This window comes from Peribacillus sp. BM1 (assembly GCF_056679975.1).
Window position 1 is genome coordinate 1,955,587 of the sequence record NZ_CM155259.1, and the last position, 23,005, is coordinate 1,978,591.

Annotated in this window: 25 protein-coding genes; 13 read left to right on the plus strand and 12 right to left on the minus strand. The window is 38.7% G+C overall.

Annotated features, from left to right (window positions below; all coding sequences use genetic code 11):
* Window positions 1-95 precede the first annotated feature (95 nt).
* Genes AC1MGI_RS09410 through AC1MGI_RS09425 form a run of 4 tightly spaced genes read right to left on the minus strand, consistent with a single transcriptional unit; the run spans window position 96 to window position 5,220 of the window.
* On the minus strand, window positions 96-1,196 hold the full coding sequence (locus AC1MGI_RS09410) for a GerAB/ArcD/ProY family transporter (protein ID WP_480349479.1): 1,101 nt from the start codon (window positions 1,194-1,196) through the stop codon (window positions 96-98).
* 48 nt (window positions 1,197-1,244) lie between these two features.
* Window positions 1,245-2,345 carry a GerAB/ArcD/ProY family transporter gene (locus AC1MGI_RS09415; protein ID WP_480349480.1) on the minus strand — a complete coding sequence of 367 codons (1,101 nt, stop codon included), beginning with the start codon at window positions 2,343-2,345 and terminating at the stop codon, window positions 1,245-1,247.
* A gap of 21 nt (window positions 2,346-2,366) precedes the next feature.
* Complete coding sequence (locus AC1MGI_RS09420; RefSeq protein WP_480349481.1) at window positions 2,367-3,593, minus strand: Ger(x)C family spore germination protein; 1,227 nt, start codon at window positions 3,591-3,593, stop codon at window positions 2,367-2,369.
* A gap of 10 nt (window positions 3,594-3,603) precedes the next feature.
* Window positions 3,604-5,220, minus strand: a complete 1,617-nt coding sequence (locus AC1MGI_RS09425; protein ID WP_480349482.1) for a spore germination protein — start codon at window positions 5,218-5,220, stop codon at window positions 3,604-3,606.
* Between the two features lie 203 nt (window positions 5,221-5,423).
* On the opposite strand from AC1MGI_RS09425, the gene AC1MGI_RS09430 reads away from it, so the two are divergent.
* The 4 genes from AC1MGI_RS09430 to AC1MGI_RS09445 all read left to right on the plus strand — a co-directional run bounded on the left by AC1MGI_RS09430 (window position 5,424) and on the right by AC1MGI_RS09445 (window position 8,262).
* Window positions 5,424-5,633: a YczF family membrane protein gene (locus AC1MGI_RS09430; protein ID WP_480349752.1), complete on the plus strand. Its 210-nt coding sequence runs from the start codon at window positions 5,424-5,426 to the stop codon at window positions 5,631-5,633.
* Between the two features lie 621 nt (window positions 5,634-6,254).
* The gene (locus tag AC1MGI_RS09435) at window positions 6,255-6,485 is read left to right on the plus strand and encodes an excisionase family DNA-binding protein (protein WP_062183538.1); all 231 of its coding nucleotides are present in this window, start codon (window positions 6,255-6,257) and stop codon (window positions 6,483-6,485) included.
* An 18-nt stretch (window positions 6,486-6,503) separates the two neighbouring features.
* Window positions 6,504-7,127 (plus strand): exonuclease domain-containing protein, encoded by a 624-nt coding sequence (locus tag AC1MGI_RS09440; protein ID WP_480349483.1) that lies wholly within the window; start codon window positions 6,504-6,506, stop codon window positions 7,125-7,127.
* Between the two features lie 88 nt (window positions 7,128-7,215).
* Complete coding sequence (locus tag AC1MGI_RS09445; RefSeq protein ID WP_480349484.1) at window positions 7,216-8,262, plus strand: AI-2E family transporter; 1,047 nt, start codon at window positions 7,216-7,218, stop codon at window positions 8,260-8,262.
* Window positions 8,263-8,654: 392 nt separating this feature from the next.
* Here the strand turns inward: AC1MGI_RS09445 and cdaS are convergent, their stop codons facing one another.
* From cdaS to AC1MGI_RS09465, 4 genes are all read right to left on the minus strand, one after another.
* Window positions 8,655-9,266, minus strand: coding sequence for a sporulation-specific diadenylate cyclase CdaS (cdaS, locus tag AC1MGI_RS09450; protein WP_480349485.1), 612 nt, complete (start codon window positions 9,264-9,266; stop codon window positions 8,655-8,657).
* Between the two features lie 359 nt (window positions 9,267-9,625).
* Window positions 9,626-10,132 (minus strand): DUF3189 family protein, encoded by a 507-nt coding sequence (locus tag AC1MGI_RS09455; protein WP_480349486.1) that lies wholly within the window; start codon window positions 10,130-10,132, stop codon window positions 9,626-9,628.
* Window positions 10,133-10,270: 138 nt separating this feature from the next.
* Window positions 10,271-10,591: a 2Fe-2S iron-sulfur cluster-binding protein gene (locus AC1MGI_RS09460; protein ID WP_480349487.1), complete on the minus strand. Its 321-nt coding sequence runs from the start codon at window positions 10,589-10,591 to the stop codon at window positions 10,271-10,273.
* Window positions 10,592-10,759: 168 nt separating this feature from the next.
* Complete coding sequence (locus AC1MGI_RS09465; RefSeq protein ID WP_480349488.1) at window positions 10,760-12,172, minus strand: FMN-binding glutamate synthase family protein; 1,413 nt, start codon at window positions 12,170-12,172, stop codon at window positions 10,760-10,762.
* Window positions 12,173-12,873: 701 nt separating this feature from the next.
* On the opposite strand from AC1MGI_RS09465, the gene AC1MGI_RS09470 reads away from it, so the two are divergent.
* The 5 genes from AC1MGI_RS09470 (at window position 12,874) to AC1MGI_RS09490 (ending at window position 18,153) form a co-directional block, all read left to right on the plus strand.
* A complete protein-coding gene (locus AC1MGI_RS09470; protein ID WP_480349489.1) occupies window positions 12,874-14,451 on the plus strand; it encodes a spore germination protein in 1,578 nt (525 codons plus the stop codon).
* A 52-nt stretch (window positions 14,452-14,503) separates the two neighbouring features.
* Complete coding sequence (locus AC1MGI_RS09475; RefSeq protein ID WP_480349490.1) at window positions 14,504-15,667, plus strand: Ger(x)C family spore germination protein; 1,164 nt, start codon at window positions 14,504-14,506, stop codon at window positions 15,665-15,667.
* Between the two features lie 18 nt (window positions 15,668-15,685).
* On the plus strand, window positions 15,686-15,907 hold the full coding sequence (locus tag AC1MGI_RS09480) for a hypothetical protein (RefSeq protein ID WP_480349491.1): 222 nt from the start codon (window positions 15,686-15,688) through the stop codon (window positions 15,905-15,907).
* A gap of 58 nt (window positions 15,908-15,965) precedes the next feature.
* A complete protein-coding gene (locus AC1MGI_RS09485) occupies window positions 15,966-17,069 on the plus strand; it encodes a GerAB/ArcD/ProY family transporter (RefSeq protein WP_480349492.1) in 1,104 nt (367 codons plus the stop codon).
* A gap of 562 nt (window positions 17,070-17,631) precedes the next feature.
* Window positions 17,632-18,153, plus strand: a complete 522-nt coding sequence (locus tag AC1MGI_RS09490; protein ID WP_480349493.1) for a DoxX family protein — start codon at window positions 17,632-17,634, stop codon at window positions 18,151-18,153.
* Between the two features lie 37 nt (window positions 18,154-18,190).
* Here AC1MGI_RS09490 and AC1MGI_RS09495 read toward each other — a convergent pair whose 3' ends face one another.
* On the minus strand, window positions 18,191-18,358 hold the full coding sequence (locus AC1MGI_RS09495; RefSeq protein ID WP_480349494.1) for a YfhD family protein: 168 nt from the start codon (window positions 18,356-18,358) through the stop codon (window positions 18,191-18,193).
* A gap of 195 nt (window positions 18,359-18,553) precedes the next feature.
* Entirely contained in the window at window positions 18,554-18,682 is a 129-nt protein-coding gene (locus AC1MGI_RS09500) for a YfhE family protein (RefSeq protein ID WP_480349495.1), read from the minus strand.
* 661 nt (window positions 18,683-19,343) lie between these two features.
* On the opposite strand from AC1MGI_RS09500, the gene AC1MGI_RS09505 reads away from it, so the two are divergent.
* Window positions 19,344-19,778, plus strand: a complete 435-nt coding sequence (locus AC1MGI_RS09505; protein WP_480349496.1) for a DMT family transporter — start codon at window positions 19,344-19,346, stop codon at window positions 19,776-19,778.
* A 62-nt stretch (window positions 19,779-19,840) separates the two neighbouring features.
* Here AC1MGI_RS09505 and AC1MGI_RS09510 read toward each other — a convergent pair whose 3' ends face one another.
* Entirely contained in the window at window positions 19,841-20,746 is a 906-nt protein-coding gene (locus tag AC1MGI_RS09510; RefSeq protein ID WP_480349753.1) for a TIGR01777 family oxidoreductase, read from the minus strand.
* 145 nt (window positions 20,747-20,891) lie between these two features.
* Between AC1MGI_RS09510 and recX the strand changes: the two genes are divergently transcribed.
* Entirely contained in the window at window positions 20,892-21,716 is an 825-nt protein-coding gene (gene recX, locus AC1MGI_RS09515) for a recombination regulator RecX (RefSeq protein ID WP_480349754.1), read from the plus strand.
* 111 nt (window positions 21,717-21,827) lie between these two features.
* Window positions 21,828-22,148, plus strand: coding sequence for a YfhH family protein (locus tag AC1MGI_RS09520; RefSeq protein WP_480349497.1), 321 nt, complete (start codon window positions 21,828-21,830; stop codon window positions 22,146-22,148).
* Window positions 22,149-22,419: 271 nt separating this feature from the next.
* On the opposite strand, the gene AC1MGI_RS09525 is transcribed toward AC1MGI_RS09520, so the two are convergent.
* Window positions 22,420-22,584, minus strand: coding sequence for a small, acid-soluble spore protein K (locus tag AC1MGI_RS09525; RefSeq protein ID WP_062183486.1), 165 nt, complete (start codon window positions 22,582-22,584; stop codon window positions 22,420-22,422).
* A gap of 125 nt (window positions 22,585-22,709) precedes the next feature.
* Between AC1MGI_RS09525 and AC1MGI_RS09530 the strand changes: the two genes are divergently transcribed.
* Entirely contained in the window at window positions 22,710-22,973 is a 264-nt protein-coding gene (locus tag AC1MGI_RS09530; RefSeq protein WP_480349498.1) for a YfhJ family protein, read from the plus strand.
* The last annotated feature ends 32 nt before the right edge of the window (window positions 22,974-23,005 follow it).

Genomic DNA, 23,005 nt, shown 5'->3' on the forward strand with positions numbered 1-23,005 from the left:
TCGATCCGAAATGAGAATAAAAACGAGGATCTTTCATTATACATCCTCGTATTTTTTTCATTTTTCGTGAACCAAGCAAATTTTCTCCAGTAATTCTATTTCCAACGCTTTTTCCGATGTTTAAAAAATGTAATAATAAGTAGCGAAACAGGAATAATCACTTGAAAAGGGAGATGTATGGGAAGCATGATCAGCTGTGTCCCTTCATTAACATGTTCCGCGTAATTACTGGAAATGGTCATCGACACAAGTAAAATGGCAATCCCAATCGGATAAGCGAGCTTTGACGGTTCTTTGAAGTTAAACAAGTTTGCGATTCCTGTTACAGCCCCATAGAAAAACAAACTTATTTTAAAGAAACCTCCAAGAATTAAACCAAGCATAAAATAGACATCAAGACGTTCCAAGAATCCACCTATCTGAATGGTCTGTATGGTTGAAAGAAGGGGAAACTGCGAGCGTGTAGTGAGGTTTATACCAAGAACACTGATGTTAAGAACCACTATTAGTGTTAATGTGAGGCCGCTTAACCCTATGGCGTATACACCAGTGAGTTTTGCCTTTTTTGATTGATTCAAATACGGTAAAATCATTGCGAAAACGATTACTTCCCCAAATGGAAAATACAAAGTTCGAGTTAATGCTGTTTTAACAGCCGGCAATATGCCTTCCTCAAGGACGGGTTGTAAGTTATGGAGATCGATTACACCAGAGATGACTATAAGCATAAAACCACTAATGGCAAGCAAGAATAATATCAAAAAAAGCAATTCACCTGTTCTTGCTACTACCTCGATTCCTTTTCGGATTGTATAGATGATAACAACGAGGAATAAGGCATTTAAAATAAACAAAGGTGTTCGCGGATAGGCAAATGTTATCAACATCTCGCCAAAAACTCGCAGTATCCTTGCCGCTAAATACATAAAGTAGAGGATGTAAAGAAAGGCAAGTAGTTTTCCGAAAGGTTTCCCCACTATTTTTTGCATATATTCCGTTGGAAGGATATCTGGATAATAGTGAAAAAGCCCATAATAGACTAAATATAAAAAAAAGCCGCCTGCCGTCCCAAGCAGAATAGCAAGCCAAGCGTCTTGTTTCGCCTCTATAGCAATAGGAATTAGCAAAGCACTGCCCAATTCGAATAAAACAATGAGCACGAATAGCTGGTATGCGCTGATTTTCGCCTTTTCCATAGATATCTCACCTCCTTTTTTAACACGCACTTATAGCCTCAGGATCATCTATTTTCCACGCTTTTTCCGATGTTTAAAAAAAGCAATAATAAGAAGTGAAACAGGAATAATCACTTGAAAAGGGAGAAAGATGGGAAGCGAGATAAACCGCGTCCCTTCACTAATATGTTCTGCGTAATTGCTGGCAATGGTGATAGATAAAATCAAAATAACGATCCCCATCGGATAGGCGAGCCTTGATGGTTCTTTGAAGTTAAACAAATTTGCGATTCCTGTTATAGCTACATAGAAATACAAACCTATTTTAAAGAAACCTCCAAGAATCAAAGTAAGCATAAAATAGACATCAAGGCGTTCCAAAAAACCATTTATCTGAATGGTCTGTATGGTTGAAAGAAGGGGAAACTGCGAGCGTCCAGTGAGGTTTACGCCGAGAACGCTGATGTTAAGAGCCGCTACTAATGTTAGAGCGAGGCCGCTAAACCCTAGGGCGTATAGACCAGTGCGTTTCCCCTTTTTAGCTTGATTCAAATACGGTAAAATCATTGCAAAAACAACGGCTTCTCCAAATGGAATGTACAAAGTTTGAGTGAATGTTGTTTTCAAAACTGGCATAATCCCTTCTTCTAGAATAGGCTGTAAGTTATTGAGATCAACTATACCAGAAATGACTATAAGAATATTTCCACTAATGCCAAGCAAAAATAATATGAAAAAAAGCAATTCACCAGTTCTTGCTACTACCTCGATTCCTTTTCGGATTGTATAGATGATAACAAGGAGGAATAAGGCATTTACAATAAACAAAGGTGTTTGCGGATAAGCAGATGTTACCAACATCTCTCCAAAGTCTCGCACCACCCTTGCTGTCATATACATAAAGTAGAGGATGTAGAGAAAGGCAAGCAATTTTCCGAAAGATTTCCCGACTATTTTTTGCATATATTCCGTTGGGAGGATATCGGGATAATAGTGAAAAAGGCGATAATTGACTAAAAATAAGAAAAAGCCTCCTACCATCCCAAGCAGAACGGTAAGCCAGGCATCCTGTTTCGCATCTAGCGCAAGAGGGATCAACAAGGCACTGCCCAATTCGAATAAAACAATGAGGACGAATAGCTGGTATGCGCTGATTTTCGCCTTTTCCACAGATATCTCACCTCCCTTTCATTAACGATTATTTTTAAGTTCAGAAAGGTATGATTTGTTTCTTAAGCCAGAGCGGCGTACAAATGCATCTACCGTCACATCTACTTCTAACTTAGGAAATGTTACATCATTCCAATCGGTTTTCAGCTTATTCCATTCTTTCGGATCAGAACGATGAAACGCTTCGCCAAACCCAAAAATATCCGTTTTATTCTCCTGGGCACGATGAATCGCATCATGTACATCTTTCTTGATTGTTTTTTCTACTTCTATTTCAATTTTTCTCAGCACATGCGGATCATTTAGATTGACTGGCACCCTTACCTCTCCGATATCTCCTTCAGCACGGATATGAATCGATATTTTGGGTTGGCCTTTTTTGGTATGTGCCGTAACTTGTGTTTTTTGACGGACTACGGTGTATTCAATTGCTGCTTTTTCTTTTTCCCAGTTAATATTCACAATCGTTGATTTGATTCGATTTAAAACCCATCCTGTTCCTCTGGCTGTTTTTCCGTGAAGCCAATCGACCAATTTACCATCTTTAATGACGGCAATACCGTTGGCTTCAAGCCTAGCTTTTGGAGTGGAGGATCCTTGAGTATTTGCAATTTTTTTTGCGTCTTTTTTCTCCCCTTTTAGTGAAAGACCGCTAATTAAAGGTTCTTTTCCAGGGGATACGAGGTAATGAATGACTTCTTGAAGGTTGACGGTCGGCTCTTCACCCAATAACCTCTCCGTGTTTTTTAAGGTTTTAATCACATTTACAGCAGAGACTTTATCGAGGGGGGGCAACGTTTTTATAATGTCCTCAGCTTTTGAGCGATGCGCGATCACAACCATCGCCGTTGTCCGGAATTCAAAGTCACGTTCAAAGGCATCAAGAATGTTGGTAATCCCATCTTTCTTTGCCAAGTCTTCACTAATGATCAATAGATTGGTATGAGCATAATATAGTGTTCGTGAGGATTTGGTTGAAACCCGTCGAGTTACTTCATAAATATTGTCTCCAGTAGAAGAATAGACAGTAATGGGAGGACCTTGCCCACCTCCGCCACCTTGTAATCCACCTGCTACGTTACCTGGATCGATAATTTGGAAGGTCCCCACATATTTCCCCGCTTCATTTTTATCAATCCCAAAAGCAGAGACGATTGCAAGATCCGGTAACTCCCTTGCATTCCAGCACCCCGAAATAAATGAGGTAGTTGTCAAGATCAAGAAAAGAAAAAACCATTTACGTTTCATTGTGGTCCCCTTATCTAGTATTTTTTTTCTTCATCTCACGGTCTTTGGGAGGTGCGGGCTTCTGATTATCCCCTTCACGAACTGTATTATCTTTGCTACTAATTAATCTTGGTCTTAGTTTCTCTGCCCATAGCGGAGTTCGAATAAGCGTATCCCCAATGTTTTTCGGAATGAATGGTGCGAGCGGTGTCATATATGGAACACCGAATGAGCGTAGACTGACCAGATGAACCACAAGCATAATGAATCCTAAGATAATACCATAAAATCCAAACACCGCGGCACTTATCATAAAGAGAAATCGAATCAAACGGGCAGAAATGGCAACCGTATAGGAAGGCGTAGCAAAATTGGCAATCGCCGTGATGGATACGACAATAACCATTGCTGGCGAAACAATGCCAGCTTGTATCGCACCTTGACCGATAACCAATGCTCCGACGATTGATATCGTCGAGCCAATCACTTTTGGCATTCGGATCCCTGCTTCTCGCAAAATTTCAAATGCTATTTCCATGATGAGGGCTTCGACAAATGCAGGGAAAGGCACTGAATCTCGCTGTGCCGCAACAATGATTAACAACTGTGTCGGGATCATTTCCTGGTGAAAGGTTGTGATGGCAATATAAGCAGCTGGTCCTATCAAGGAAATAAAGAAAGCTAAGACTCGTATAAAGCGAGTGGCTGTAGCGATATCGTAGCGAGAATAATAATCTTCAATGGCTTGAAAAAAACCAATAAATAAAGCGGGGGCCAGGAGCGCATCCGGAGAACCATTTACAAAAATGGCTACTCGGCCTTCAAGAAGATTGCCTGCTGTGATATCTGGTCTTTCTGTCGTGAAAATGGTCGGAAATGGTGTCAGGGTCTGATCCTCAATCAATTGTTCAATATAGCCCGATTCAAGGATGCTATCGATATTAATCCTTTTTAATCGTTTACGTACTTCATCGACCACTTCAGCTTTGACAATGCCGTTTATATACATAATAGAAACGTCAGTTCGAGTCACTTTGCCGATTTTCATCGATTCAATCCATAAATCGGGATTACTAATGATTCGACGTACCATCGCTATATTTGTCCCGATTGATTCAGTAAAACTTTCTTTTGAACCACGGATAGATACTTGTGTATTCGGTTCTTGTATGGAACGCCTTTCTCCGCCTTTTGCGCTCGCACTCCATGCCTTACTCGAGCCGTTGATGAGAATAATCGTATCACCTGACATCAAGGTTAAAAATAGCTCATCCCAATTCGTAACTGGATGTACACTACCAAGCGTAATGAATTCTTTTGCGAATTTATCCAATTCATCTTGCTGATATAGCATTTCAAGTAGATCATGATTCGTTTGTAATGGTTCAATTAAAAAATCATTGATGGCTTGCGTATCAACTAAACCATCAACATAAACAACGGATGCTTTATGTAGAGGCGTATTGCCTGTAATGATCGTTCGGACGATAATATCTGAGCTGTGTCCAGTCTTTTGTTTAATGATATCAAGATTAACTGACAGGGAAGGATCAATAAGCTCTGGTACATGATGATTTTCCGAATCTTGGGTATCTTTGCTTTGATCCGTATGTCCTTTTTTCTTTTTATATTTAAAAAATGGAGGCATCGCAGAAGACCCCTTTCTTTTTTGTTTCTTTTATTATTTCTAATAATTTTCTATCTATGCATGATTTACCTGGGGTTTTATAGTCACAATTTTTAAGTTAGACGGTAGTCACTTAAACAGGTTTACTTTTTGCAAACAAGTGAACAATATTAGTGAAAGGTTGTGAATAAAAGGTGAAAATCCTTGGTGTGACTTGTCTAATGATGGCACTTTTATTGAGTTTTACGCTGTACTTGGATATTCTACAAGGCTTTAATTTAAGAACTTCGTTAATGAACGTTTATAATCCCTTTGTTGTGATGGAAACGCCCGAATTAGTTGTTCTATTTCTTCTCATTTTATTATTATTTGTAGATGCGATAATTACCTTTGTTCAAAAAAAGAATGAAAAAACAAAGAAGACTAAAACATAATGCTAAAAACACAGTAATTCATGGAGAAGTGTATTTTCTATTTAGATAAAATGGAGTTTCGAAGAAGTAGTTTGAATGAAATGGTAGATCAGTATGTAAATGAACCGGCTGATGATGAAAAAATGTATGGTTGTAGAAAGAAAAGTAGATATTCTTTGTTTATTCACCGCTTTCGCAAATTACTTACCAACTTATGACTACCACGGAACTTCAGGATTCACCGCTAGACTCGGGCGTATCTCTTCATTGCTGCCAGAGTCCTATATTAAGGACACAGTTAAATACTCCCAATCAAACAAACCGATTCAAATCTTCCGCTCAACATCCAATAGCTAGAATTAACAATCAAGTTACTTAAAGTGCGTGTTCAAAAAGAAGGATAAAAAGAGCCGAGAAGCGCATCTCGAGAGACCTGCGCAGATACAGTAATATGTGAGGACCGGACCTTGCGCAGGATGTGCTGACTTCTGTGTTGCTCGTATGACGTGCGCGATGATGCAATTCGCAAGCTTTTTTACCGGGCTTTTTGAACAACCTCTTAAAAGTTTTTGTTCAAAATATTTAGTGCTCACCGATTATTTTTAGTATAGTAGTAATAGAGACTTAAAAGAGGTGAAGGCCATGTATTTGACGATTAAAGAGACAGCTGAGTATTTATCGATGCCTGAATCTTATATTGAAAGTTTGATTTTGCAGAATAGAATTCGAACCGTTCATGATGGAGAGCAATATTTAATATACAAGGATCAGTTCAAGACTCATTTCGAGCAAGTTGAGACATACAAAAAACACCTTGAAGATATTTTGAGTGAACCGATCCCTGAGGATTTAGATATTAAGGATGAAGATTAAAGACGAGGAGGATCTAGTTTGAGCATTCAAAAAAAAGTGGGTTTGGTGTTGGATGTAGAGACAACGGGTTTAAGTCCAAATGAAGATGAAATGATTGAGCTTGCTATGAAGCTGTTTTCATATAATGAGGCGACAGGGGAAGTCTTGGAAGTAATTGAGGAAGATTCGTTCCTCAGAGAGCCTATGTCGGTGAGTGCAAGGCGGAGCTACGAACATGCTTATGAAGTACATGGGATTCCGTTTGAGTTAGTCCGTGGGAAAAGTTTTTCCGATGTGTTGATTAAGACGTATTTTAACCGTGCAGATGCTATTTTTGCCCATAACGCATCGTTTGATCGCAGTTTTTTAGTTCGGATGTATCCAGATGTTAATGAAGTGAAATGGTATTGCACAATGAGAGGTGTCGCCTGGAAAGACTATGGGATGTATAACAGTAAGTTATTGACATTATTAAAAAATCACGATATATCGGACGTTCAATCTCATAGAGCGATGGATGACATTACATATTTACTTGAACTTATCAAAAAACAAAATCCATATGGTGACTTATATTTGCAGGAGATACTAAAACGTGGGCCGATGCGAAAATACAAGCCTGCTGTTACACAAGTAAAGCGGAAATCAGCTTTTAAATTATGAACGAATTGTTCTACATGCAGTCCTAAATCCGCAAAATGTATGGAAATGGAAAAATCAGAAAGCGCCGTACGAGATTGGAGATAGATAAGTGAATGAAGTAATGAATTTTTTGAAAAGTAAAGGCTTTACTAGGTTCTTAACATTATTAATATTGATTATCGTGCTTACTAGTATCGGAAGTATGGTTAATCTCGTCTTATTTACGTTCATCTTTACGTTTCTTATGGGCAGGCTACAAAATCTTTTATCAGCCTACGCAAATAGATACGTGAGAATTAACCCTAAGCTGATATTAGCTGTGTTATACACAGTATTTGTACTTGCGCTAGCATATGTGCTGTACAAATATCTCCCTGTCATCACGATGCAAATTTCCGAATTAATTGGTCAGATTTTTCATTTTTATCAGCACCCGCCGGATAACCAGGTGATTCACTATATAAAAGATTTTATTAATAGTCCTGATTCGTCCTTCGATATTCCGAAGCAATTCAATGCTGTATATGGTTATCTATCTGGAATAGGTTCACTCGCCATCCAGGTACTTATCTCGATCATTTTAAGCTTATTTATCCTGCTTGAAAAAGATAAAATAATCCGCTTCACGTCCAAATTTAAGCATGGAAAGTTCGGTGAGTTTTTCTTAAATCTTGAACACTTTGGGAAAAAATTCACGAATTCGTTTGGGAAAGTCATTGAAGTACAATTTTTGATTGCGACAACGAATTCTGTTCTTTCTGTATTATTCTTATGGATTCTCGGTTTTCCACAGTTACTAGGGCTAGGAATTATGATTTTCTTTCTTGGTTTAATCCCGGTAGCAGGTGTAATCATTTCCTTAATTCCACTTTGCATGATTGCCTATAGTATTGGGGGGCTGACAAAGGTTATCGCGGTTCTGGTGATGATTGCTGTTATTCATTCATTAGAGGCTTATGTCCTCAATCCTAAGTTCATGTCGGTCAAGACGAACTTACCTACATTTTTCACTCTGGCCGTATTGCTTGTATCTGAGCATTTCCTTGGCACTTGGGGATTGATCATCGGGATTCCAATCTTTATCTTCGTCATTGATATGCTTGAATTACCAAATGAAACTGAAAAACTACCCATTAAGAAAAATAAGGTTAAATAAAGTGAAACTTCAATCAGTGGAGGTTTTCTTCATCCCCACTGATTGTTAGTTGAACCAATCGGGCTTTTACGGGCAGTTGACCCCCACCTCAAGGCTTCTTCGATTCTTCTAAGCCTTTGAGGTGGGGGTCTTTACTGCTCGTTACTGCGGGATAAAAAAAGGATAGGATCAAGTGAATTTTTATCTGCTTGGTTCTATCCTTTAAATGAAAGTATTCTATTTTGTTTTTGAAAGGATGCACAATTGAATTGTGGAAGGTCTTAGATGAATGAAAGAGGGCTCCTATATTGAAAAAGTGACGAATAATTCCACGATTATTAGTTTTTTAGAGAGTAATAGCAATGTCGTTTGGGCTTTAGAATCTGTTTTAAAAGAAGAAGGACTTCCTCATTTTAAATGATGCTCGTACTTATCGGATAAAAACTACCATCGATAGTGAAGGAAATTTTTCCTGTTTCTTCAGATACAACAAGAATCACTGCATCACATTGCTCAGACAACCCTAATGCTGCACGATGTCTTGTACCTAATTTCTTTTCTCCGGCTTGTTGTTTAGTTAAAGGCAGGATATTAGCAGCAGAGAAAATTTCATTTCCGCGAATGAGGACAGCCCCATCATGTAGCGGATTTCCAGGATAAAAGATAGTAGCTAATAATTGTGGGGTAAGTTCAGCACGAATTAACGTTCCTTTTTGAATGAAGCTATCTACAGCGATTGATCGTTCAATTACAATAAGAGCCCCATGACGAATTAAGGAAAGCTGTTGAATACTTCTTGAAATATCTTCATATTTTGCTGTGTATTCTGATAAGTAACAATTCATATAAAAGCTAGCTGCTGCTGATTGGACTTGAATGAAGCGATTCTTAATCTCCTCAAAGCTCCCCAATAAACAATTACTTTCCTTTTGAAGTACGTTCAATGATATCTCGAGGTGCTCGATAATTTCCTTAATATCAGCCTCAATCCTCTGTTTCATCGGCGAAAAATCACATGTATTCATTGTTCCTCATTCTCCTTTCGTTTTAGTTTGAATAAATTCTAGATATTTATGTACATCGTATCCTTAAAATAGTTATAATCGGTCTTCTAAAGAGAGGACTGTTTTTATCTAATTTAATAATTTATAGGAACTGAGTTTATCAACAAATTTATCCACAAGTAACAGGAAAAGGAAGTGGAGGATTCTCCTTAACTCGTCCCTATTATTTAAATAATCTGATTTTTTATCCACGCTATACACAGGGATGTGGATAACTTATCCTGCTTATAAATCGCAGACGTGCATCCTTTTTACTCAGTAGAAATTGGACAGACATACTTCGTAGAGCTTTACATTCGGGATGGAACATAAAGCCACTCCTAGTTAAAATTCTTATTTTCAATAATAACAACCTTTGTTTTTGCTGAACGCCCTGCTTGTTTCGTGTATTCAACTAATTGAACAATAGTAGGATAGCATTGCTTTGCACCTAAGACTAATAAGGGGACACCGATAAAGTCGATTTTTAGCCGTCTAGAAAATAGCCCCCCCATTGTCATTGCAAATGGTACAGTTGGAGAAGTGTTGGAAAAAACAATTCTATCCTCTCCATGATAGACATCTTGCAATATTTCACTTAAATTTTTTAAAGCAGGAACAACGAGTTTATCGTTCTTCCGGCCCAGTGTATAGACAGAGTTTTCATCCTCATCTATGCCATGAAAGATAATTCGGCCCATATCATGGTTCGTTAACTTATTAAAATAATCAATATCTAAAATTTCTGCTTTGGTCAGCGTTCGACCAGTAGGTAATTTGTTTAAATGATACGCTGCCGCCATTGCTGTGCTATGTGTTCCGGCATAATCATTGTATATATAAATCATGATTTCACCCTTTTTTTAAACATTGATATCTTGGTAGTATCTCCATATATACTTGTATTATCCAAAATGAATTCTAAATCGAAAAAAAGTGGCTCGCTCGAAAAGTAGCATTGCCGTTATTCGAACAAGAAGATAGTTTCATTCTCCTGGTCTTGGTCCAGCATTCTTTCCGGAACTTTCAACGGTCAGGATGGGACGTACCGTTATATCTTCATTAACTCGGATTTGACAAGATAATCGTAAATGATCCTCAATCCCTTTTTCTACAAAGGCATTCTTTTCAATCGTTGTTACATCCGAGAAATTACCTGCTAACACTTCCACTCTACAAGTTGTACATTTCGCCTGTCCTCCACAGCGGTGGAGAATATGTACCCCATTATCTTCAAGAGCTAATACTAATTTTTTCCCTTGTTCCACTTCAAATGGTTCTTGCCCCCAAACAGTTACATATGGCATTGTTTAATACGCTCCTTATACAATAATGGTAATACTAATCATTGAAATAATCTAATGAAGAAGCAAACGTTATAAATAGATAATAAATATGAAACAAACATATTTGTCTAGAATCGTACATTTACCTTCAAAAGAACTTTTAAGATGCTGTCTATTTTAAAAATTATCTTACTTCATTTCTTGTTTGTCTTTCCATGGTTCAAAGGAAAATGGGATGCCGATCATTTTAGCTGTTAACTCGTCATACGATACTAAATCCTTTCTTGACAACTCCTTTAAAGAGCGTTTCCCCATTGCTCTAAGTGCGATTTTCATTTCTTCGATACTGGCTGTTAAGAATTTTTCCGCGGCTTTTACTCCTTCTTCTACATTAAATTGGTCTTTGAATTTCCCTTGATTCCAAACACTTTGTGTAGGTGGTTCAAATGGAAGGGCATTCAATGTTTGACTATGTGCGACAGCAAATAATATAGTGGAGCCTAAATATACAGCATCAGCACCGAGTGCAAGTACTTTTAAAAAATGTCCAGGTACTAAAAGCCCTCCTGAGATAATTAAACTAATTTGCCCTTTCATCTTTCTTTTTTCTAAATGATTGGCAGCCCGGACAACCGCATGCAATGTCGGTATTCCGAAGTCGTCTGATAAAATGGGAGGAGCTCCGTGTGTGGCTGCTTGTCCTCCATCAATCGCAATATAATCAACACCAATCTCAATTAAATGATCAATATCTTCTTCGACTTTTCCACCTGCACCCATCTTCACACCAATTGGAACACCACCTGATATGTCTCGAAGTTCCTTAATAAGTTCTTTTATATCTGCTAATGTTTGATCTTCAAAAAAATGTTCAAATATGACGCCATCTTCATTTTCTTTAAGCCCCATAATTTCACGAGCACGACCTGTTAAATTTTCGGGAGATATTTTTCCACCCATTCCAAATAATGCACCCTGCCCGAATTTAATTTCGATCATGTCGGCACGCTTAATAAGGTCTTCTTCCTTGGACCATTCTGTTTTGGAAAACTGCAAAATATATTTTCCTGCTGTGTCTAGTTCTTCAGGTAAGATCCCGCCTTCTCCGGAATTAATCGCGGTTCCGACATTTTTAGCTGCACCGGCTAAAGACAGTCTCACTTGTTCGCTTAGTGCAATTCCATAGGCCATCCCGCTGATCATAAGCGGAATTTTTATTTTTAACGGTTTTTTTGCTTTTGGCCCAATCATTATCTTCATATCAACTTCTTCTTCACCATCAATAGGAAACGGTGTCGTTTGTGCAGGTATAAAGGTAATCGGATCCAAATGCGGCCATTTTTTTGAGGAGCCGAGTGGGCGATGAAGGAGGTCACCAGTTTCTGCACGTAAGCTATTTTCAAGTATATTTTGAACGCCCATATGCCGAAGCCCTGGCATCAATTCCATAATATTTTCTTGATAACTATCGGTTAAAATGATTTTTCCAGTCTGCTTTACGAATCGTTTTATCATCCAACGCCAACCAACGAGCATGAATAAAAATAAAACAAACAAGATGGCTATCATTGCAAAAGTAAAATAAGATAAAAGGTTCAACATATACACTTCTCCATAATCAACTAAAATTTCCCCGCATTAACGGGCAGTAAAGCCCCCCACCTCAAGACATAGAGGAATCAAGGAAGCGTAGGTGGGGGATAACTGCCCAATCTAGTTGCAGCTCCTAGCCCGTCTGAGGTCATAAGCTGTAATACTCTGTGGCAAACTGCGCCACGTCGTATTCCATCTTATGCTTGTCGGGGCTGGGTAGTCGCCTCACTTTTTGAAGTAAAAGCCTGATTGGTGAGATACAGTGAAACTTACCTTTGTGATCTTCAAAGGTTTAGTTGAGGCCCACAGAATCAGGATGTGGGTCACACAGACGAAGACATGAGGACGCGGCGCACTTAGTCTGTGATTCATTGAACCTTAGTTCGTACTGTCGATTGATCGAAGCGAAAGCGAAGATCTTAGCGACAGTACGAACGGGACTAACAATCAGTGGGGGATGAAGAAAATCACCACTGATCGAAGTTTTACTTTATATATAACATTATATCCTAATATAGGAAAATTATGTAGTGTGTAGCTAAAGACGTTTTGAAAGAGCCAATACTTTTAATGCGAATTTTATCTCTTGAAAAATTCCTAAGTCCAGAAAATATGTCCTCACCAATTTCAGGATTTCTTGTATAGAATACCCTAAATGTAGAATTATAGAAAAAGGAGTTAGGGTCACCAGTGAAAAGAGGGGGATCAGCTTGATTCGTAATGTGAGTAAATTAGTAGGGAAAACAAAAGAAAAGAAGCCTCATTTACAAAGGAATCACAAGGATTTTAAACGACAGGATCCCCTTTATGAAAATTTTAATCAAAATGTCGAAACATTTCGTTCGGTTTATGAGAATTGTTCAGATGTCGTTTTCCGTCCGTTCTTCCTTTTTGGAAAAACAAGGGCAATCATAATATATATTGAGGGTCTGTCAGACATCGAGGGAATCGAAGAATTTGTCCTTTCTCCACTTATGAAGGAACCAACCAATGAGGCCCAATCAATCAATGAATTTCTTGAACATAAAATGCCCGTTTCTAAAGTGAAAAGAGTACATACGATAACGGATTGCATCGAGTCAATCTCCACTGGAAATCCCATTCTTCTTTATGAGGGTGAAAGTAATGGATTTTCTTTAGGATTGGCTAAATGGGAAAAACGAGGGATTGAAGAAGCGGTTGCAGAGGCAGGAATCAGAGGGTCTCGAGAAGGATTTAATGAATCTTTAGAGGTAAATACGTCTCAATTGCGACGAATTATTAAAAGTCCTGCACTTAAAATACAAACAATGAAAATCGGAAAGTATACGAAGACGACTGTTGCGATTGCGTATATTGATGGACTTGTAGATACAACGCTTATTGAAGAGATAACCAAACGGTTGGAACGAATTGAGATAGATGGCATATTGGAAAGTGGCTACATTGAGGAAATGATTGAGGACAACCCTTATTCACCTTTTCCTCAAATCATGTCAACTGAAAGGCCAGATATTGCTAGTTCTAATTTGCTAGAGGGACGGGCGGTTATTCTAGTAGAGGGAACTCCTTTTACTTTAATTGCTCCAATATCCTTCTTTTCCTTGATGCAATCACAAGAGGACTATTATCAACGCTTTCTGATGGGCACTTTTATCCGTTGGCTCCGTTATGTTTTCCTTGGAATCTCACTATTACTACCATCTCTTTACATAGCCGTTCTAACGTTCCATCAGGAGATGGTGCCAACGCAATTGTTGCTAAGTATGGCATCTTCCCGGGAAGCGGTCCCTTTTCCTGCCTTAGTAGAAGCGTTGCTCATGGAAATTATGTTTGAAGCAATGCGTGAAGCAGGGATTCGATTGCCGAAGCAAATAGGTTCCTCTGTCAGCATTGTGGGAACGCTCGTGATTGGACAAGCTTCTGTCCAGGCAGGGTTGGTTTCAGCACCAATGATCATTGTGGTGTCCATAACGGGAATCTCTTCTTTTATGATGCCTCGTTATACTGCTGGAATTGCAATTCGAATGCTCCGTTTTCCATTAATGATACTTGCTGGTACCTTAGGACTGCTCGGAATCATGATGGGAATGATTGCTATGGCCATTCACTTGTGTAATTTGCGTTCTTTCGGAGTTCCTTACTTATCACCACTAGCACCGCTAAAAACTCGCGAGCTAAAGGATGTACTGTGGCGATCACCTTTGTGGATGATGGATACACGCCCGCATCTTACGGGGGAATCTAATTTATACCGTCAGTCATCGGGACAAGAGCCAAGTCCAAAAAGGGGAGGAGAATCGGATTAAATAATAGCTAAAGGTGAACAAAATAATGGAGAAAGGAAAGGGGAGTCACTCGATGAAAAGCATCTTTTTATTGATCTCCGTTTGTGGATCGCTTCTTTTACTAAGCGGCTGCTGGGATCGAGTAGAAGTCAATAATTTGGCTATTGTCACTGCAGCAGCCATTGATAAAAAAGGTGACAATCAAATTGAACTCTCCATTCAGGTGTTCATTCCCAAAACATTCAGTAGCGGAGGCGGGCAAGAAGGAGGCAGTTCCGGCGGAGAATTAGTAACGGAGGTAGCATCCAGTAAAGGGAAAAATATTGCAGATGCCCTATCAAGACTTCAAAGCTATATGCCTAGAAAAATCTTTTGGGGACAATGTAAAGTCTTTATATTTGGCGAAGAGGTTGCAAAAGAAGGAATACAAGATCATTTGGATTTCCTGCTCCGCCATCCACAGACAAGAGAAAGAGCCTATGCCTATGTCGGCGAAGGAAAAGCAAAGCGGATCCTTGAAACGGATTCTGGCATGGAACGCTATTCGGGGGAGATCTTACTTGAGGTCTCCGATTTAGGTATCGCGATGCGGACCACGCTGAAGGACTTGAATGAGATGTTGATTGGCACGTCTCATGCTGCTGCTTTGCCATACGTTAAAATATCAACAGCAGTGAAGAAAAAACGAAAGGAGTCATACCATTTCCCACGCATTTTCGGTACAGCTGTTTTTCAAAAAGATCAAATGGTTGGAAAAATTACTGAACGGGAAACAAGAGGGATCTTATGGTTGAGAAATGAAGTGAAAAATTACACGGTTACCGTAAATTCCCAAAGTCTAAATGGAGACGTGTCTTTAAATCCGGTATCAACTGATATCGAGCTAATTCCACGAATGGACGGTGGAAAATGGAAAATGAATGTAAATATCAGCACAGAAGGAAATGTTGTGCAAAACAGTTCGAATATTGATTTTACAAATCCAAAATCAGTTAAGAAAGTAGAGAAAGTGTATCAAGAAGCAATCAGAAAGCGAATCGAATTGGCTCTACAGTTAATCCAGCATGAACTAAAGACGGATATTGTAGATTTTGCTAAAGAATTCGAACGGAAATATCCGAAACAGTGGAAACGAGTCGAAAATCGCTGGGAAGAGATTTTCCCAGAAGTGGAAGTAAAAGTAAATGTTAAGACCAAAATTCGTGGGCAAGGATTATACAGTAAACCTGGAAAATGAGGAAGAGGTGAATGAAAAGTGAGGTGGGGTGCTTTTTTTTGTACAACTGTTATCATCGCTATAATCATTTTATTTGAATGGCCGAGTATGAAAGAAAACCCTAAAAAAGACAAGATGACCTTTTTTACACTGTTCTTCATCGGTTTATTACTATCGATGTTTAATCTCCCAGAATTGACAGGACCTACTGCATGGATTAAAACTATTTTCAGTCCGTTTGGAAAGTTTATGAAAATGTAAATGTTTGTTGCAAGAGGTATGAGTTCATATTTCCTTACTAACACGAAAAAGGAGCAAGATGATGGAGAAAGGCAAAATTTCATCCCTTCAGATGGCACTCATGATGTATCCTACGATGTTGGCTACCATTATTCTTGGGGTACCCAACTTCACAGCACGATATGCCAAAACAGATTTATGGTTGTCACCCATTTTAGCTTCTCTCATCGGCTTTGTGACGGTGTATATCGCTTTTAAGCTACACAAACTTTATCCGAAACAAACGATTATTCAATTAAGTGGTCACATTATTGGTCGGATTCCTGGGAAAATACTAGGTTTTTTATTTTTATTTTTTTATATCCAGGTCACGGGAATCGTTATCAGACAGTATGCAGAATTTGTAGTCAACGCTTTTCTAATCAATACCCCTAGTATTGTGATCATGGCATCGATGGTATTACTCTGTGCCTTTCTCGTAATAGGAGGTTTAGAGGGATTGGGGAGATTTGCTCAATTAATTTTTCCTATATTAATAATTCCACCATTCATCTTAATCATTTTATTGTTACCTGATTTTGATTTTAAAAATATATTCCCGATATTGGAAAATGGCATTATGCCTCCACTTAAGGGAGCGATTGTACCGAGTGGCTGGTTTACGGAATTTTTTCTGATCACTTTTCTCCTGCCTTTTTTAGTGGATAGGAAAAAAGGGATGAAGTATGGGATGATAACAGTTTTCTTCGTTATGATGACATTAGTTGTGGTGAATATTACTGTTCTTTTTATACTCGGACCAACGACGGCTACTATGGTTTATCCCTTGATGATCGTTGCTCGATATGCGAGTTTGGCTTCTTTTTTTGAACATTTGGAGTCCATCGTCATGGCTATCTGGATAGTAGGAGCGTTTGTCAAAATTTCTGTGTTTTATTATGCGACTGCTTTAGGAACCGCACAATGGCTGAATCTTTCGAACTACCGACCCATTGTATGGCCGTTAGGGATTCTGATCGTGGCATTCAGCTATTGGTCACTTCCTAGCAGTATGGAATTGGAACGTTTTCTTGTCCAGGCTTTCCCCTTTTACGGTTTATTGATACAAACGATGATTCCTCTATTTTTGTTGGTAATCGCAGTTGTTAGTAAGAGAAATGAAAAAGGATCTGAAACGAACTGACTTTTGATCACTTGTATAGCCGTATTTCGTATTTGTTAATTAGGTTTGTGGCAAGGAATATAGATTTTGAGAGATCTTTGAAACCTGATTCATTGAGACAAACACCCAAAAGGTATAGACATTCACAACTAAGCGGATAGGTACTCGTTACCCACTCAAAAAACAAAGTAAAAACAGTTCTCTTGCTTTAGGGCGCTGTTTTTTCGTTTTAGAAGGCGTTCTTTGGAAATGTAGCAGAATACGGTGAAGGGCCAAGATAGAGGAACGGTTCGTATTGGACAATAGAACGATCTGTGTAGTCGCAACATTCAATTCAGTACATTGCCACTAGGTCCTCTTTTTTTAACGGAAGAGAAATGAGTACAATAAAAAATTGTTACTACTTTGTGAACGCTATTGCAAATGTGAAAAGGGGATAGTATGATGAATGTACAGAAAGTTAGTGAAAACATTCACAAACTATACTTTAGACAAACTAACCATGGAACGCAAGCATTTTTTTAAGTAATCATGTGAATAATTTCACAAACTTTCGTTAAATTATTTTAAGGAGAGATGTAGAATGAAAACGAATTGGAATAACGGACCGATTATTAGTGGAGTTTGGACAGTATTGAGAATTTGGTTAGGCATTCAATGGGTAATGGGCGGTTGGGGCAAACTTACTAGTGGTGAATTCAATGCAGGTGGATTTATCCAAGGAGCGATAGCGAAAGCTGGTGGAGAACACCCGGCAGTACAAGGTTGGTACGCAAGCTTCCTTGAACAAGTGGCTTTACCAAATGCAGAACTATTTAGCTTCTTCGTTCAATGGGGTGAAATATTAGTAGGGGTCGGACTAATTCTTGGAGCGGCGACAATTCCAGCGTTAATTGCAGGAGCTTTCATGAATCTTAATTTCCTTTTAGCAGGGACGATAAGCACGAACCCAGTTTTCTATACAATCGCTATCATTCTCCTTTTTGCAGGGGCAGGAGCATATAATTATGGTGTAGACCGCTTTGCAATTCCATTCATTAAAGGATGGATAGGTAAAGATAAGGGGAACGGAAAGATTTTTCGCAAAAGAGAAATTGCTCATTAAGATTAAGAAGAGGATGACTCAGTGAGTCATCCTCTTCTTAATGTGTATTATGATTCTGTTTCGCCCGCTTATCGGCTGCTTGTGAGCGTTGTTGTGCTTCTAAATCGTCATGGTCAGCAAGTTCTTGGGAAAATTCAATATCAAGTCCATCGCTTTTCTGATTTTTGAATCGTTGAACTGATTGTTGGTTAAGTTCTTTCGCCATTCTTAATTCCCCCTATTATGCAAAATGAGAATGTCTCATAAGGGTCTGACCTCGCACTCTAAATCAGTATGTAATGTTTCAGATACTAATGTTGTACTGTATTTAGTTGTTACGGGGTCTGACCCTTTGCTTTTGAGATACCCTCATTTAGCTTTTGTAGAAATCAAAATATCATGAGCGGAAATTCCCTCCAGCTTAATATAGTTTGCCAGATGACGCGTATCCACCAGCACGATCCGCTTTCTTAAAGTCCTTAGAGTAGAGAAATTCTTGTGTGGACGTTAATTTGTTCTTGACCAGTTTTTCTTTTCTCTTGCTTCCCATCTTCATCAGCTCCTATTGTGCAGATGTTCTTATTTTTTCCAATTCAATTGATTTTATACGATGAACTTTTAAGGAGAATTGAGTAAACGCCATTCTTTATAATTACTTAACAAGATTCATACACAGATAAAATAAAGCCGGATTAAACTAAACATATGAAAAGGAGGGTGATTATGAAGCAATACTACTGTAATTATTGTTTAACGTTGACTAAGAAGAATGAGATTTGTAAAGAGTGCGGTAATAAAATTATAAAACCAATAGAGGTCAATATTCAAAAGCAAAAAGCTTGAGGAATATTGCTTTTTTTATGTGAAAATATAACTAAGTTCTTCATCGCCTTCCTCTTACCTGCAATCCTTCATCTTTATTGTTTCTAAAAAAATCCTAGAATATATGAAAGAACTTCCAATTTAACAATCTTTATGCAAGCCTTTTGGTTGAACAAGGCACTTGTGATTTTCTTAGTAGACAGAAGATTTACATACTCGGAAGTTCTTCTTCACTTTTTTTGTTGTATCCTTCATAATTGGAATTGTTGGAAATAATGGAAGCTTCACCTCATGCTATCCATGAAGCTGTTCCCATAGTAAGATAAATTCCATGCGTATGATTTTTTTAATGAGCACATAAAGTAGAGTACATAAGGGAGATGGCGTTTGTGAAATGGATATACCTGTTGATGGCACTAGCTGGTGGACTTGCTGTAGGAATCCAGGCAGTGGTCAACGGTGGGCTTGGTAAAAAGGTTGGAACGATAGAAGCTTCATTTATTTCATTCTCTGTCGGCACAGCAGCTTTATTTTTTGTTGTGATTTTTTTCGGCAAAGGGAATTTGCTTGCTATTTCTGAGGTTCCGAAAGGACAATTAATTGGCGGATTACTTGGCGCTTTTTATGTCATAGTTATGGTCACGACGGTTCCAAAGCTCGGAGTTTCTTCAGCCCTCTTTGCCGTCATTGCAGGGCAGATTATAATGGGAGCGGTCATCGACCATTTTGGCTTGTTTGGAGGAGAAAGAATCGCGCTTGACTTAAAGAAATCTGTAGCTATTGTATTCATGATCGGATCTATTTATTTATTTAATCATAAGTAGGAAGAATTTTGTCAAAAAAGACTAGATTTGAAAAAGGACCAAAAATGGTCCTCAATTAAAAATTATTTTAATAAATCGACAAGTGCTGCCTCTAGATCGGGAAAAGCGAAGGTGAATTCATGGCGTTGTAAAACGTTTGGAATCACCTTTTGTCCTTCTAATACGAGGGCGCTCATTTCGCCGAGCATGGTTTTTAACAAAAACGGTGGCACAGGAAACCAATGAGGGCGATGTAGGACGGTCCCAATCGTTTTCCCGAAGTCCTTCATTTGCTGTGGGGATGGGGAGCTAAAATTAACAGGTCCTTTAATTACTTCAAGATTCACACAAAACAAAATCGCTCTAGCAACATCCTTAACATGAATCCAAGACAGCCATTGTCGGCCTGTCCCAATTGTACCGCCGGCAAATAACTTATAAGGAGTTACCATCATAGGAAGCGCCCCCTCACTCTTGCCAAGTATAACACCGAAACGTGCAAATACTAATCGGCTACAATATGCTTTTGCCTTTGATGCTTCTTTTTCCCATAACTGTACTGTACGTGATAGAAAATCTTCATCAATTGTTCCACTCTTTTCTGTGAAAACCTCTTTTTCTGACGTTCCATAATATCCGATTGCACTGGCATTAATGACCACTGCCGGTTTTTCTGTAAGCATTGAAAGGATTCGAGTCATTTCTCTCGTTGTCTCGACCCGACTCTCGACTATGATACGTTTACGTTTATCTGTCCAACGCCCGCTGTTCAACGATTCCCCAGAAAGATTAATGAATGCGTAAATACCTGCCAACTCATTCTCTGGACGTGCAGATTGATTAAGCCATTTCACATATTTTACACCGGTAATAGGCTTTTTGTTTTCTGGATTTCTTGTAAGGATATAGATTTCATGGTTTTCTTTTCTAAGCTCTTGAATAAGAGCCATACCGACAAAGCCGCTTCCGCCTGCTATGGCAATTTTCATCATTTGCCTCCTTGATTCAAGCCTTATCCCCGTTTAACAAGCTGTAATACCCCAACTGATGGAAGTTCCTCTTTTTTCCATCGTTACTTATTTCGATTCTTTTTCGCATAAACCTTCTTTCAAATATGGTACATTAGACAAAGAGGTGGTATTCTTGGCCGTTATTACGAAAATAACAACTCAACAAAAACGAACAGACCGCTATAATGTCTTCATGGATTATGGAAAGGGAAAAGGCGAGGAGTACGCCTTTAGTGTTGATGAAGAAGTATTATTGAAATTTCAGCTAAAAAAAGGCATGGAAATCAATGAATATGACCTTGCCGATATTCAACTGTATGATGAAATTCAGAAAAGCTTTACAAGTGCATTGAATTATTTATCGCACCGTATGCGTTCAGAGCAAGAAATTCGTATGTATTTAAAGAAAAAAGAAGTAGATGAACCGATTATACAAGAAACGGTTTTGAAGCTATATAAATATAAGTACTTGAATGATCTCGAATTCGCTCGTGCTTTTGTAAGAACCTATATGAACGGTGGAAATAAAGGGCCGATCATCATTGGGCAAGAGTTAAGGGAAAAAGGGGTCAAGCTTTCGATTATTGAGCAAGCTATGGTGGAATATCCGAGTGAGCAGCAAATTGAACATGCTATCATGATGGCTGAGAAAGCAACTAAGAAAGAGACGAAGCTTTCTGCGCGGGCCTTACAACAAAAGCTGGACCAAATATTATCTCGAAAAGGCTTCTCTAGAGATGTGATATCGATTGCGCTTGAAGAGGTTACGGTTGAGAAAAATGATGACGAAGAATGGCAGTCACTCATGTTTCAGGCTGAAAGAATAAAACGGCGATATCAGGGGTATACCGGATATGAATATGAGCAGCGAATGAAGCAAGCGTTATTTCGTAAGGGCTTTTCAATTGAAATGATTGACCGATATTTATCAGATGAAAAACACGATTAATCAAACCTGTTGACCGATGTCGATTCGTTTCGGTAAGCTTAAGTGTGAGTGGACCATCTTTTAAAATAAAGCTAAAGGACCGGTGACGGTATTGCTAGAGAGGTGCTAATAATGAGCGAAACAAGATATAGCCAAATGTCAGCATATGAACTTCAACAAGAAATAGCAGGTTTGCATGAGAAAGCGCGCAAAGCGGAACAACTTGGCATCGTAAATGAATTTGCTGTCCTTGAACGGAAAGTAATTATGGCAAAAGCATATCTGCTTGATCCAAAAGATTTCAAGCCTGGTGAAATGTACAGTATTGAAGGAGATCTAGGAACATATTTCAAGATTGATTACCTAAATGGAGTCTTTGCCTGGGGCTATCGATTAAGCGGCACGAAACAGGAGGAAGCCCTGCCAATCTCAATGTTAACACCTTTAAAATAGGCTACCTTCGCATATCTTGTTGCTTTTAAATGATATTTACACGAATATCCGGGGTTCATTTTAGTTACAGGTACTTCGCTTTGTGCGGGCGGTCTAAAGGAGCCTCCTCAGTGTTTTACACTTGCGGAGTCTCCCTAAAACACGCTTCTCTTAGCAGGAGTCTCGCAGATCAACTACAATCAACATCTGTTCGAATCTGTTACTTGCAAAAACAACAAACTTTACGAAAAGAGCCTTAAAATAAAAGCAAGGTCAGACCTGTACCAACTTATTAAATATTATCTGAGGTTCTTTCGTTTGAGGCTCTCATGCGTTCTTGAGGATGGTCATTAATCGTTCCATCTGCACGCTTTGACGAAAATTCAGCTTTTGCACGAGGCCCACCTTCGAACCTATTTTTGTTTTGATTTTGAAAATTACTCGCTTTATTTCTCATGTTTTTTCTCCTCCAAACAATCGGGAATCGTCGCGCTTCTTAGGCACGTACGATTAGTATGAGGCAAACATCTGGGAAGTATGATTAAATGATAGGTGAAAAAATTGGTAAAGGAGAGTACAGAAATGGAAGAATATAAAGAACAATTAACTGAACGATTGCTACAAAAAAATGATCAAATCACTTATGAGCAAGCATTAACCTGGGTAGAATTACTGTGGGAAGATTTTGAAGCCACCTATGCAAAAGCAGGACATGAATACGCAGGGGCGGAAATGACTTTGAAGGTTGTCACACAATGGATTGACAATTATGGCGAACGGCTACATGACTTTGTAGCGAAAAATCCGAAATATCGTCATTTACTTCAAGGGGAAAATGAGATTTGATGTACATGAAATAGGTGATCTAAGAAAGGGTC